This window comes from Streptomyces sp. NPDC014891 (genome assembly GCF_043081085.1).
In the GTDB taxonomy this organism is placed as follows: domain Bacteria; phylum Actinomycetota; class Actinomycetes; order Streptomycetales; family Streptomycetaceae; genus Streptomyces.
In genome coordinates this window covers 43,916-57,326 of record NZ_JBIBWF010000002.1, presented here as the reverse complement: position 1 = coordinate 57,326, position 13,411 = coordinate 43,916, and the positions used below count along the sequence as shown (strand labels likewise).

Sequence of the window (13,411 nt, the reverse complement as noted above, 5' to 3'; positions counted from 1 at the left end):
CCCGGGGCGGCCCTCCGACCCGTACCCGCACGCACCCGTACACCCGTCCCTCCTCCAGGGAGCACCCCCGTGACACGCAAGCGAACGGCGGTCGCACTGGCCGCCGCCCTGTGCGCCGCCCTCGTGCCCGCCGTCCCCGCGGCCGCCGCGCCCAGGCCCCCGGCCCCGCCGACCGACCGGCAGCTCGCCGCCGAACCGTCCCGCCAGGACCTCACCCGCGAGCAGTTCTACTTCGTCCTGCCCGACCGCTTCGCCAACGGCGACACCTCCAACGACCGGGGCGGCCTCACCGGCAGCCGGACGCAGACCGGCTTCGACCCCACCGACAAGGGCTTCTACCAGGGCGGCGACCTCAAGGGCCTCACGGAGCGCCTCGACTACATCAAGGGCCTCGGCACCACCGCCATCTGGATGGCGCCGATCTTCAAGAACCGGCCCGTGCAGGGCGAGGGCAAGGACGCCTCCGCCGGCTACCACGGCTACTGGATCACCGACTTCACCCAGGTCGACCCGCACTTCGGGACGAACGCGGACCTGGAGAGGCTGATCGCGGCCGCCCACCGCAAGGGCATGAAGGTCTTCTTCGACGTCATCACCAACCACACCGCGGACACCGTCGACTACGCCGAGCAGAAGTACGGCTACCGCCCCAAGGGCGCCTACCCCTACCTCGACAGGGACGGCCGCCCCTTCGACGACCGCGAGGCCGTCGGCCGGGTCGACGCCGACTCCTTCCCGTACACCCCCGTCGCCTCCGCGGCGAAGGCGGACGCCAAGGTCCCCGCCTGGCTCAACGACCCCACGATGTACCACAACAGGGGCGACTCCACCTGGGTCGGCGAGTCCGCCGAGTACGGCGACTTCGTCGGCCTCGACGACCTGTGGACCGAGCGCCCCGAGGTCGTCGACGGCATGCGGAGGATCTACGAGAAGTGGGTCCGCGACTTCAAGATCGACGGCTTCCGCATCGACACCGTCAAGCACGTCGACCTCGACTTCTGGACCCAGTGGGCCACCGCCCTCGACGCCTACGCGAAGAAGCAGGGCCGCGAGGACTTCTTCATGTTCGGCGAGGTCTACTCCGCCGACACCGCCGTGACCTCGCCGTACGTCACCCGCGGTCGGCTCGACGCCACCCTCGACTTCCCCTTCCAGGACGCCGCCCGCGCCTTCGCCTCCCAGGGAGCCGGCGCCGACCGCCTCGCCAAGGTCTTCGCCGAGGACTACCGGTACACCACCGACAAGGCCAACGCCTACGAGCAGGTGACCTTCCTCGGCAACCACGACATGGGCCGCATCGGCACCTTCCTCAAGCAGGACAACCCGAACGCCTCCGACACCGAACTCGTCCGCCGCGCCGCCCTCGCCAACGAGCTGATGTTCCTGTCCCGCGGCAACCCCGTCGTCTACTACGGCGACGAGCAGGGCTTCACCGGTCCCGGCGGCGACAAGGACGCCCGCCAGACCCTCTTCGCGTCGAAGACCGCCGACTACCTCGACGACGACCAGCTCGGCACCGACCGCACCCACGCCGCCGACGCCTACGACCCGACCCACCCCGTCTACCGGTCCGTCGCCGCGCTGTCGAAGCTGACCCGCGACAACCCGGCCCTCCGCGACGGCGTCCAGCAGGAACGGTACGCCGAGGGATCCGTCTACGCCTTCTCCCGTACGGACCCGAGGACGCGCACCGAGTACCTCGTCGCCACCAACAGCGCCACCACCGCGAAGACGGTCACCGTCCCCGTCGGTTCGGCGGACTTCCGCGCCCTGTACGGAGGCCATGGCGCCGTGACCGCCGCGAGCGGCAAGGTCACCGTCACCGTCCCCGCCCTCTCGTCCCTCGTCCTCAAGGCCGACAAGGCCCTCCCGGCGCCCGCCGTGAAGCCGTCCGTCAGCCTCCGGGCCCCCGCCGCCGGAGCCACCGGCACCGTCGAGATCAGCGCCGACGTCAGCGGCGGCGGACTCGACCGCGTCGTCTTCGCCGCCCAGACCGGCAACGGCCGCTGGCAGACCCTCGGCACCGCCGACCACGCCCCCTACAAGGTGACCCAGCACGTCACCGCCCCCGCCGGCACCCCCCTGCGCTACAAGGCCGTCGCCGTCGACAGCACCGGCCGCACCGCGAGCGCCACCGCCGCGAGCACCGCCGGACAGGCCCCCGCGCCCGAGAAGCCGGTCGCCGTCGAACGCACCTACGCCGTCGTCCACTACAAGCGCGAAGACGGGAACTACGACGGCTGGACCCTCAAGGGCGCCGGCCAGGAGGCCGCCTTCACCGGCCGCGACGCCCACGGCGCCTTCGCCTGGGTGAAGGTCCCCGAAGGCGCGTCCACCGTCGCGTACACCGTCGAGAAGAACGGCGCCGCCGACGGCCCGCAGCGCACCGTCGACCTCGGCCGCACCGGCGAGGTCTGGATCACCCAGGGCCAGGACGGCCAGTCCGACACGAACCCGTCCCCGGCCCCGCAGGACACGACCAAGGCCGTCATCCACTACCAGCGGCCCGACGGCGACTACACGGGCTGGGGCCTCCACACCTGGACCGGCGCCGCCCAGCCCACCGACTGGTCCAAGCCCCTCATGCCGACCCGCGTCGACGCCTACGGCGCCGTCTACGAGGTCCCGCTCACCGAGGGCGCCACCTCCCTCTCGTACATCCTCCACAAGGGCGACGAGAAGGACCTCCCCACCGACCAGTCCCTCGACCTCGCCGGCCTCGGCCATGAGGTCTGGGCCCTCGCCGGACAGCCCAAGTACCTCCTCCCCACCGTCGGCGGCGCCCCGAACCTCGACCTCGGCAAGGCCGAGGCCCAGTGGATCGACCGGAACACCGTCGTCTGGAAGGTCAAGGCCACCGAGGCCACCAGCCAGCAGCTCGTGTACGCCGAGGACGGCGGGATCACCGTCACCGACGGCGCCCTGAACACCGAGGGCCAGTGGCTCCGGCTGAACCAGACCGCCCTCACCGACGCCCAGAAGGCGAAGTACCCGCACCTGTCGGCGTACCCGGCCTTCACCGTCGACCCCCGCGACACCGACCGCGTCCGCGACTCCCTGCGCGGACAGCTCATCGCCACCCAGCGCGCCGCCAACGGCGCCCTGCTCGCCGCCACCGGCGTCCAGACCGCCGGCGTCCTCGACGACCTCTACGCCAAGAAGGCCACCGGCGCCGCCCTCGGCCCCGTCTTCCGCGGCGGCCGCGTCGACCTCTCCGTCTGGGCCCCCACCGCGCAGTCCGTCGCCCTCGAACTCGACGGCCGCACCGTGCCCATGCGCCGCGACGACACCTCCGGCGTCTGGTCCGCCACCGGCCCGAAGTCCTGGACCGGCAAGCCGTACCGCTACGTCGTGAAGGTCTGGGCCCCCACCGTCCAGAAGATCGTCACCAACAAGGTCACCGACCCCTACTCCACCGCCCTCACCACCGACTCCGCCCGCAGCCTCGCCGTCGACCTCGCCGACCCGAAGCTCGCCCCCAAGGGCTGGAACTCCCTGAGGAAGCCCGCCGCCGTCCCGCTGCGCGACGCCCAGATCCAGGAACTCCACATCCGTGACTTCTCCGTCGCGGACACCACGGCCAGGAAGGACCACCGGGGCACCTACCTCGCCTTCACCGACGCGGACAGCAAGGGCTCCCGGCACCTGCGCGAGCTCGCCGCCTCCGGCACCTCCTACGTCCACCTCCTCCCGGCCTTCGACATCGGCACCATCCCCGAGAAGAAGTCCGACCGGACCGAACCCGCCTGCGACCTCAAGGTCTACGCCCCCGACTCCGAGGAGCAGCAGGCCTGCGTGGCCGCCGCCGCGGCCCAGGACGCCTACAACTGGGGCTACGACCCGCTGCACTACACCGTCCCCGAGGGCTCCTACAGCACCGACCCCGAAGGCACCCGCCGCACGGTCGAGTTCCGGCAGATGGTCCAGGCCCTCAACCGCGACGGCCTGCGCACCGTCATGGACGTCGTCTACAACCACACCGTCGCCGCCGGCCAGTCCGACAAGTCCGTCCTCGACCGGATCGTCCCCGGCTACTACCAGCGCCTCCAGGCCGACGGCGCCGTCGCCACCTCGACCTGCTGCGCCAACACCGCGCCCGAGAACGCGATGATGGGCAAGCTCGTCGTCGACTCCCTCGTCACCTGGGCCAGGGAGTACAAGGTCGACGGCTTCCGCTTCGACCTCATGGGCCACCACCCCAAGGCCAACATCCTCGCCGTCCGCAAGGCCCTCGACGGGCTGACCGTCGCCAAGGACGGCGTCGACGGCAAGGCGATCATCCTCTACGGCGAGGGCTGGAACTTCGGCGAGATCGCCGACGACGCCCGCTTCGTCCAGGCCACCCAGAAGAACATGGCCGGCACCGGCGTCGCGACCTTCTCCGACCGGGCCCGCGACGCCGTCCGCGGCGGCGGCCCCTTCGACGAGGACCCCGGCGTCCAGGGCTTCGCCTCCGGCCTCTTCACCGACCCCAACACCTCCACCGCCAACGGCACCCCCGAGCAGCAGCGAGCCCGGCTCCTCCACTACCAGGACCTCATCAAGGTCGGCCTGACCGGCAACCTCGCCGACTACTCCTTCACCGACACCGCCGGCCGCACGGTCAAGGGCAGCCAGGTCGACTACAACGGCTCCCCGGCCGGATACGCCGCCGCACCCGGCGAGGCCCTCGCCTACGCCGACGCCCACGACAACGAGACCCTGTACGACGCGCTCGCCTTCAAGCTGCCGGCGGGCACGTCGGCGGCGGACCGGGCCCGCATGCAGGTCCTCGCGATGGCCACCGCGACCCTCTCGCAGGGCCCGGCGCTCTCCCAGGCCGGATCGGACCTGCTGCGCTCCAAGTCCCTCGACCGCAACTCGTACGACAGCGGCGACTGGTTCAACGCGATCCACTGGGACTGCCGCGACGGCAACGGCTTCGGCCGCGGCCTCCCGCCGGCCGCGGACAACAAGGCCAAGTGGGGCTACGGAAAGCCGCTCCTGGTGAACCCGGCCCTCACCGCCGGCTGCGCGCAGATCGACGGCGCCTCCGCCGCCTACCGCGACCTGCAGAAGATCCGCACCACCGAGCCGGCCTTCTCCCTCGCCACCGCGGGCCAGGTGCAGGACGCCCTGTCCTTCCCTCTCTCGGGCCCCGAGGAGACCCCGGGCGTGATCACGATGCGCCTCGGCGACCTGGTCGTGGTCCTCAACGCGAGCCCGCGGCAGCAGACGCAGCGGGTCGCCGGCCTGGCCGGGACCCCGTACGCCCTGCACCCGGTCCAGGCGGCCGGTGCCGACGCGGTCGTGAAGTCCGCCTCCTACGAGACGGGTTCGGGCACCTTCACGGTCCCGGCGCGGACGGTGGCGGTCTTCACGGCGAAGTGACGCCCCCGCCCACCCGGGCGGCAGACAGGGACCGCTCCCTCAGGGGCACCCCGTCACGCGTGCCGTCGGCGGCGAGCCCTCCCGGCTCCTCGCCGACGGCACGGCGGCCCGCGGCCTCGTGGACATCTCCGCGAGGAGGACCGCGTCGCCGCCGTCCGCCTGCCGGAAGCTCACCTGTGCCGTCCTGCCGGGCACCGTACGGCCGGATCGGTCGCCGGGACTCCCCGGGACGCCGGTCAGGGGCCGGCCGACCTCCGGGGCCCGGGCCCCGAACCGTCCTACCGCGTGCGCTGGTCGGGCACGGAGGGCGCGTCGGCCGACGCCGCGGGGACCAGCGCGACGAGCCGGCCCACCAGCTCCCCGAAGGGTCCGTCCGCCGGCTCGTCCGCGAGGATGCCGACCAGGATCTCCGCCATGTCCGGGTCGTACGCGGCGCTCACCGCGGCGAGCGCCGCGAAGTCGTGCACCAGCTGCAACTCCAGCTCGGCGCGGGGGACCCGGCGCCCGTCCAGCCAGATCAGCGCCGTCGACTCGGCGAGCGACACCCAGGAACGCACGACCAACTCGAGCCTGGCCGAGGGCTTCTCGACCCCGAGATGGGCGAGGATCTGCACGTACGCGGCGTTCCGCACCTCGTCGATCATCGCGTTCGTGGTGGAGGAGCCCACCGCCGGACCGCCCCGCATCAGCGCGGCGAAACCCGGCCCGTGGTCGTCGACGAAGTCGAAGAACCGGCCCATCACCCGCAGCAGCCGCGCCCCCAGGGGGCCCTGCGGAGGCTCCACGAACCTGGCCGCCAACTCGTCGGCCGCGCGCCGGAGAGCGGCCTCGTAGAGGCTCTGCTTGCCGGGGAAGTAGTGGTAGACCAGCGGCCGCGAGATCCCCGCGGCCGCGGCGATCTCGTCGATGGACACCTCGTCGGGAGAGCGGTGGCTGAAGAGTTCGAGGGCCACCCCGATCAGCTGCTGCTTGCGCTCCTCGACGCCCATCCTGCGGCGTACCCCGGTCGTCATACGAACAGCCTAACGTCGTCCGATACGCTCCTGCCCCATGAGCGCTTCCGACCAGGACACCCCGGCCGTCAAGGCCCCCGAGCCCGCGGAGGCCCCCGAGGCCGAAGAGGCCGACGCCGTACGCCGGAAGGCCGCGCCCGGGGACGCGGACGGACCCCAGGCCGGGCGGGACGCCCCTTCGGAAGCGGCCGATCCCGACGACCACGCCGAGGAAGCGGGCGAGGACGACGAGGACGACCAGGACGACGAGGACGACGACGAGGACATCGACAACGAGGACATCGGCGACCAGGAGGGCGACGACCCCGCGGACGCCGAGGGCCTCACGCCCAAGCAGGCGCGGCGGCTGCGCGTCGCCGCCGCCTCCGTGCTGCTCGTCGCCATGGCCGTCGTCCTGGTGATCCGGCTCGCGAGCCGGACCTCCGTCCTGGTCGTCGGTGTCTACGGACTCGCGATGATCCTCTGCGGCATCGTGATCGAGCTCTCCCGCAACGGCCGTACGAGGCTCGGCACCTGGCTCCTGGTGGCCGGCCTCCTCGGCGCCCTCGCCCTCGACTGGCTCGTCCTGCCGTGACGTCCTCTCCCGGCGCCTCCTAGAGGTCGAGGACGAGCCGCTCTCCCGCGCAGCGCGAGACGCAGATCAGCATCGAGTCGCCCCGCTCGGCATCGGTGAGCAGCTCGTCCCGGTGGTCGACCTCGCCCTCCAGGACCCGCTGCCGGCAGGTCCCGCAGAAGCCCTGACCGCAGGAGTACATGAGGCCGGGGACCTCCTCGCGGACCGCCGCCAGGACGGACCGGTCGGCCGCCACCCGCACGGTGCGGCCGGAGCGGCGCAGCTCGACGTCGAAAGCCGTGCCGCCGGTCGTCGCGGCGGCCGAGAAACGTTCGAGACGCGGTGTGACGCCCGCCGGAAGCGCCGCCGCCACAGCCGCCATGAGGCCGTCGGGGCCGCAGCAGTAGACCGGGGTCCCGGCGGACACGTCGGCGAGGAAGCCCAGGTCGGGGTGGCCGGACTCGTCCTCCGCGACGACGGTGACCCGGTCGCCCGCGGCGCCCAGCCCCTCGATCTCCGCCAGGTACGGCATGCTCGCGCGGCTGCGCCCGCAGTACAGGAGCCGCCAGTCCGCCCCGGCGGCCGCCGCGGCGCGCAGCATCGGCAGGACCGGGGTGATGCCGATGCCGCCGGCGACGAAGACGTACGCGGGGGAGTCGACGAGCGGGAAGCGGTTGCGCGGGCCGCGGACCTCGATCTCCACCCCTTCGCGGAGCTGCTCGTGGACCTCGTGCGAGCCGCCCCGGCCGCCCCGGCCGGCCTCGATGAGCCGGGTCGCCACCGTGTACGCGGCGGGGTCGGCCGGGTCGCCGCAGAGCGAGTACTGCCGGACCAGGCCGGAGGGCAGGACGAGGTCGATGTGCGCGCCGGGACGCCAGCCGGGCAGGCCCCGTCCCTCCAGGCGCAGTTCGACGACCCCCTCGGCCGGCGCGGTGCGGGCGGCCACCCGGACCTTGCGGGGGACGGTGCTGCCCCGGCCGTATCCCGACACGGGTTCGTCGAGGGCGGGCATCGGCCACAGCGGGGCGGTGGTCATCCGGCTGCGGACGGCGCGGCGGACGAGCAGCGCGGCCCCGGCGACGAGGGCGACGGTGGTGAACCGGGGCATCAGCGGCCTCCGTTGGCGCCGGGCGAGGCGGCCAGATAGGCCAGGGCCTGCGCGGTGTCCCCCTCCTGGGAGGGGTGGTAGGCGCGGCTCAGGTAGCGGGGGATCGAGCGGAGCATGTCGGGGGTGGAGGGCAGGACGCCCTGCCGGCCCTTGCGGACGAACTGGCCGAGGGAGGCCTTGCCGTCGAGCAGGGTGGGGTCGTTCTCCATGAAGAAGCGGACGCCCCGCTGCCAGAGGAAGACGAGGGCGGAGAACGCGAGCGCCCAGGTCCGGGCGCGGCGCCGGTAGCCGCCGTCGAGGTGCATGAACAGCTCGAAGGCGACCGAGCGGTGCTCGACCTCCTCGGCCCCGTGCCAGCGCAGCAGGTCGAGCATGGTGGGGTCGGCGCCGACCCGGTCGAGCTGGTCGGCGTTGAGCACCCAGTTGCCCAGGAAGGCGGTGTAGTGCTCGATCGCGGCGATCATCGCGACCCGTTCCATCAGCCACCAGCGGCGCGGCCGCCCCGGCGGCAGGGTCCGGTCCCCGAGCAGCTTCTCGAAGAACCAGTCGACCTGCGCGGTGTACGGGGTCGGGTCGAGGCCCTGCTCCCGGAGGTGGGGCAGCACGTCGTCGTGGGCCTGGGAGTGGATGGCCTCCTGGCCGATGAAGCCGATGACGTCCGCACGCAGCCGGTCGTCGGTGATGTACGGCAGGGCCTGCTGGTAGACGTGCACGAACCAGCGCTCGCCCGCCGGGAGCAGCAGGTGCAGCACGTTGATGGTGTGCGTGGTGAAGGGATCGCCGGGCACCCAGTGGAGCGGGGTCGCCTCCCAGTCGAAGGAGACCTTGCGGGCCTTGAGATCGACGTGCTCCGACGCCACCGGCGCAGGCTGCGTATTAGACATGGCGTCAATGTACTGAGGGGTAGCGGGAGGACAACAGAGGTCTGCACGCTCTTTCTGCCCGCCGCGCCCACCCCCGGCCCGGGGCGGACCCGCCGTCACCGCAGGGCGCGCGCCCGGGTCCCGTCCCGCAGGGTGCCGCCGAGGTCGGCACGGGCCCCGGCCGCCGCCTTCACGGCCAGCAGGGGGCCGTCGGACCGCCCCTTCACCCCGCCCGAGGTCTCCAGGGCGGCGAAGTCCGGGCTCCCGGCGGCCAGGACGTACCAGCCGCCGGCCGGAGCCTGCCAGAGCACCCCCGCCAGCACCCGGGGATCGCGCACACCGCAGGCGGGCGACCCCTCGGACCGGGCCGCGAGCGCGGCGGGCACGGCGGGCGACGGGACGAGGAACTGGGCCAGGACCCGGCTGCCGGTGCCCCGCCAGGTCTCCGCCCGCGTGCACAGCCAGGTGCCGAGCCCGGCGCCCTCGGGCAGCGGCTGCCGGGCGAACCGCCAGGCGTTCACCGACCGCACGCCGTGCGCCCGCACCGCCGTCAGCTGGCACGCGGTCCGCGCCCAGGCCGCCCGCGCCTCCGGTCCCGTGGCGTCGGCCGGAGCCTCCGGCGGCCCCCACAGGAGCCGGGCGGGCGCGAGCTCCCCCAGGTCGGCGAGCAGCCGCAGCCCCGAACCGTCCCGCACCTGAAGGGTGTTCCAGCGGGTGCAGTCGCGCGCCGACGCGGGACTGGTCATCGGCTCGGTCACCCCGCCGGCGTCCCGCCCCAGCGGCCGCGCCTCCTCGCCCGGCGCGAGCAGGTTCCGCGCGGAGGTCTCCGCCACCCAGGGCGCCGTCAGGTACCGGACGTTGCCGGCCGCGCGGGACACCACGAGCGCGGCCGAGCCGACGCCGTCGGCCCCGTCGGTCCGCGCGAAGTCGAGCGCCGCCCCCGCGGTGCCCGCGACGGGCTCCGCGTACCGCACGGCCCGCAGCCCGTCGTGGAGGAGCACCACCCGGGCCCCGTCGACCACCCCGGCGAAGAGCAGCTGGGGCGGCCCCATGGGCGGCCCGACCGGCGTCCCCGGCGTGGCGGAGGACCGCACCGACGCACCCGGCCGCGCCCACACCGCCAGCGCCCGCCGCAGCAGCGCGCGGTCCCCGACGAGCGCCCCGCGCGCGGGCCACACGGAGAAGTCCTGACGGGTCGAACCGGGCCAGACGGCCGGATCGACGCGCTTGAGCCTCGCCGGGTCGAGGGCGGCCTCCGCGGCGGGGTTGCGGGCGTACGAGGGCGCCGCGGCACCGTTCCTGCCCCACCCGTCCCCGGGCAGCCCGAGCAGCGCCCCGCACACCAGGAGCGCCGCGACGGCGACGACCCCGGCCCGGGCGTGCTGCCGCCGCCGCAGCAGATCGGTGGGCCGCGCCTGCAGCGCACACGGGTCGAACTCGTCGGACTCCAGGAGCGCGACCCCGCTGCGGCGACCGGCGGCGCGACCGGCCCCGGACCCGCCGCCCGTCCCCGCGGACCCGTCCCCGCTCGCGGCCTCGTCCCCGGCCGGGCCGCCCGACCGGTCCCCTCCGCCGTCCGGACCCTCCGGGGCGGCACCGGCCGTCCCGTCCTCCCGGTCGTCCAGCGCGTCCGCCTCCGCCAGCGCCGCACCCGGATCCGCCACCCCCGCCGCCGCGAGCACCCGGAGGACCTCCGCGTCGCCCTGGCGCTCCAGGCCCCGCAGGACGTACGCGGCGCGGCCCGGACCGGAGAGCCGGGACAGCCGCTGGTCCAGGGCGAGTTCGTCCGCGCCCCCGACCCGGGGGAACAACCGCAGCCCCCACACGTGCGGCAGCAGTGGCGGCAACTGCGCCCGGCGCGGCAGCGCGAGGCGCCGGAGCGGCAGCCCCGCCACGAGTGCCTGCCGCAGCACCTCGCCCCGTACGTACGCGTACCCGGGATCGACCGCGTCCTCGGCCGGCCGGGGCCCCGGCACCGCGGGGCCCGTCACCCGGCGGCGCGGCAGCGAGCGCTGGACGAGGGCGTGCGCGGTCAGCACCCGGCGGTTGCGGCCCAGCGACGGCGGAAGCACGAGGTAGGCGATGCGGACGAGCCGCGGATAGCGCTCGACGAGCGCGGCCTCGGCCTGCTCGACGTCGACGGGGCCCACGGGCGAGGGAACGAGATCCTGGGTGCTCACGTTCAGCAGAACGAGCGATTCTTCCGATGGTCACCCCGGCGACCCGGCGACCCGGCGACCCCGCGACCCGGCGACCCGGCGACCCGCGGGCCCCGTGGCCGTCGACCGCGCGGCCCGCACCCCGCACCGCGGGTCCGGCCGCCGCGGCCGCCTCACCCCGCCGGGGCCGTCAGCCGCTCGCGGATCCGCTCCGTCACCCCGTCCGGGACCCCGAGCCCCTCCCGCACGTACCGCTCCATCGACCCGTGCCGCACCGCCACCTCGTCGAACGCCGCGTCCAGGTACCGCGGCAGGACCCCGATCAGGTCGAGCGCCAGATCAGGGTCGCCGCCCTGCGCCGTGAACCCCTCGATCATCGGCGCGAACGCCTGCCGCACCGCCGTGTTGACCGACAGGAACTCCTCCCGCACCGTCCCCTCGTCCGCACCGAGCAGCGACAGCACCACCGTCGCCGCCCACCCCGTCCGGTCCTTGCCCGCCGTGCAGTGGAAGAGCAGCGGACCGGCGTCCGGAGCGCCCAGCTCGGTCAGCAGGACGCGGTAGGCGGCGCGGGCGGACTCCCCGGAGACGAACGTCCGGTACGTCCGTGCGAAGGCCTCCCGGACCTGGCCCGCGCCCAGGTGCTCCTCGGCGAGCGCCGGATCGGACAGCAGCTCCTTCAGCCGGGCAGCGGGAGGCAGCCCGCTGGTCGCCAGATGGTCGGCGAGCACGTCCGCGACAAGGCCCCGCGCACCGGGCGGCAGCCGGTCCGGCCGCTCCGCGCGCTCCGTCACCGTACGGAGGTCGACGACGGTACGGATGCCCAGCGCGGCCACGGCGGAGTCCGCCGGGTCGAGCCGGTCGAGATGGGCGGAGCGCAGCACCAGCCCGGGGCGGACCGAACGGCCCGCGGCGAGCGGCAGACCCCCCAGGTCGCGGAGGTTGGCGACGGAGGCGGCGGGGATGGCGGGCATGACGTCGACTCCTCCGGTACGAGCGCTCTCGTGTCGACCGTAAGGGAACATCCCCCTCCGAGCAGTGCGGCCCGCCCGCCGCGCCCGGCACGGGACCCCCGCGGCCGCCACTGGACCCGCCGCGCCCGGCACGGGCCCCCCGCGCCCCGGCAGGGACCCCCCGCGGCCGCCACTGGACCCGCCGCGCCCGCCGGCGGACTCCACCGCGCCCGTCACCCGCCCGCGCCGGTGCCGATCACGCCGGCACCCCCCCCGCTCACCCCCCCGCTCACCCCTTCGCGAGCGCCGCCAGCACCTCCGCCTCCCGCTCCGGGGACAGGCCGACCCGCGGCCGGTCGGGCCGCTGGGGAGCCGTGCCCCCGACCGACTCCAGCCACGCCCAGGTGTCCGCGACCGTCTCCGCCGCGGACCGGCACCGCAGCCCCGTCCCCAGCGCGCGGGACACGTCTGCGGTGTGCATCGCGTCGTACGTCTCGCCCGGCGGCAGCCACACGGGCAGCTCCGACCACGGCTCGGCACCCGCCTTCACCAGTGCCTCCGGGGCGGTCCAGCGCAGTTCGGCGCCCGAACCGGTGACCCGCACGCACGCGTCGAGCAGATCCCCCATCGTCACGTGACCCGGCGGCGACACGAGGTTGTACGGCCCCGACAGCCCCGCGGCCACCGCGTCCAGCGTCCACTCGGCGAGGTCCCGCACGTCGACGTACTGCACCGACCGGTCCGCCGGCCCGGGAGCGAGCACCGGACCGCCCTCCGCGATCCGGCCCAGCCACCACGGGAGCCGGCCCACGTTCTCGTACGGCCCGAGGATGAGGCCCGCCCGGACGAGCAGCGTCCGGTCCTCCCCGAACGCGGCCGTCGCCGCGAGCTCCCCGCCCCGCTTCGCCTCGGCGTAGGGCACGTCCCCGTCGTCGGCCGAACCCTCCACCAGCGGACCGTCCTCGCCGAGCCCCGCCGCCGGCGGCCACGCGTACACCGACCGGCTCGACACGTACGCGTACCGCCCGACCCGGTCGGCGAGCAGCCGCGCCACGTCCCGCACCGCGGACGGCGCCGCCGACCAGGTGTCCACCACGGCGTCCCAGGACCCCGTGGCGAGCGCCGCGAGGCCCTCGGGCCCGGTCGTCCGGTCCCCGATCAGCGAGGCGACGCCCGCGGGCGCCGCGTGCCGGCCGCGGTGGAAGACGGTCACCTCCCAGCCCCGGCCGAGCGCCGCCTCGACGACCGCGCGGCCGACGAATTCCGTACCTCCGAGCATCAGCAGTCTCATGATCGGAGCGTGCCCGGTGACGCCGCCCGGGACCAGGGACTTTCGCTGCCGGAGGATTCCGCCACGGGAGGAAGGTCATCCGCCCGGGAGGAACGTCACCG

The 13,411-nt window shown here is 74.7% G+C and carries 8 protein-coding genes; 2 read left to right on the top strand and 6 right to left on the bottom strand.

Annotated features, from left to right (window positions below; all coding sequences use genetic code 11):
• Positions 1 to 69 precede the first annotated feature (69 nt).
• Entirely contained in the window at positions 70 to 5,370 is a 5,301-nt protein-coding gene (gene pulA / locus ACF09E_RS04885; protein WP_392203905.1) for a pullulanase-type alpha-1,6-glucosidase, read from the top strand.
• 278 nt (positions 5,371 to 5,648) lie between these two features.
• Here pulA and ACF09E_RS04880 read toward each other — a convergent pair whose 3' ends face one another.
• A complete protein-coding gene (locus tag ACF09E_RS04880) occupies positions 5,649 to 6,383 on the bottom strand; it encodes a TetR/AcrR family transcriptional regulator (RefSeq protein WP_392203904.1) in 735 nt (244 codons plus the stop codon).
• A gap of 37 nt (positions 6,384 to 6,420) precedes the next feature.
• Between ACF09E_RS04880 and ACF09E_RS04875 the strand changes: the two genes are divergently transcribed.
• Positions 6,421 to 6,957 (top strand): hypothetical protein, encoded by a 537-nt coding sequence (locus ACF09E_RS04875; protein ID WP_392203903.1) that lies wholly within the window; start codon positions 6,421 to 6,423, stop codon positions 6,955 to 6,957.
• Between the two features lie 19 nt (positions 6,958 to 6,976).
• Here the strand turns inward: ACF09E_RS04875 and ACF09E_RS04870 are convergent, their stop codons facing one another.
• The 5 genes from ACF09E_RS04870 to ACF09E_RS04850 all read right to left on the bottom strand — a co-directional run bounded on the left by ACF09E_RS04870 (position 6,977) and on the right by ACF09E_RS04850 (position 13,310).
• Positions 6,977 to 8,044 carry a PDR/VanB family oxidoreductase gene (locus tag ACF09E_RS04870; protein WP_392203902.1) on the bottom strand — a complete coding sequence of 356 codons (1,068 nt, stop codon included), beginning with the start codon at positions 8,042 to 8,044 and terminating at the stop codon, positions 6,977 to 6,979.
• Positions 8,044 to 8,928, bottom strand: a complete 885-nt coding sequence (locus ACF09E_RS04865; protein WP_361855866.1) for a metal-dependent hydrolase — start codon at positions 8,926 to 8,928, stop codon at positions 8,044 to 8,046. The genes ACF09E_RS04870 and ACF09E_RS04865 overlap by 1 nt, the downstream gene beginning before the upstream one ends.
• 95 nt (positions 8,929 to 9,023) lie before the next feature.
• On the bottom strand, positions 9,024 to 11,087 hold the full coding sequence (locus ACF09E_RS04860; protein WP_392203901.1) for a hypothetical protein: 2,064 nt from the start codon (positions 11,085 to 11,087) through the stop codon (positions 9,024 to 9,026).
• 152 nt (positions 11,088 to 11,239) lie between these two features.
• A complete protein-coding gene (locus ACF09E_RS04855; protein ID WP_392203900.1) occupies positions 11,240 to 12,040 on the bottom strand; it encodes a tyrosine-protein phosphatase in 801 nt (266 codons plus the stop codon).
• Between the two features lie 268 nt (positions 12,041 to 12,308).
• Positions 12,309 to 13,310 carry an NAD-dependent epimerase/dehydratase family protein gene (locus ACF09E_RS04850; protein ID WP_392203899.1) on the bottom strand — a complete coding sequence of 334 codons (1,002 nt, stop codon included), beginning with the start codon at positions 13,308 to 13,310 and terminating at the stop codon, positions 12,309 to 12,311.
• Positions 13,311 to 13,411: the final 101 nt, after the last annotated feature.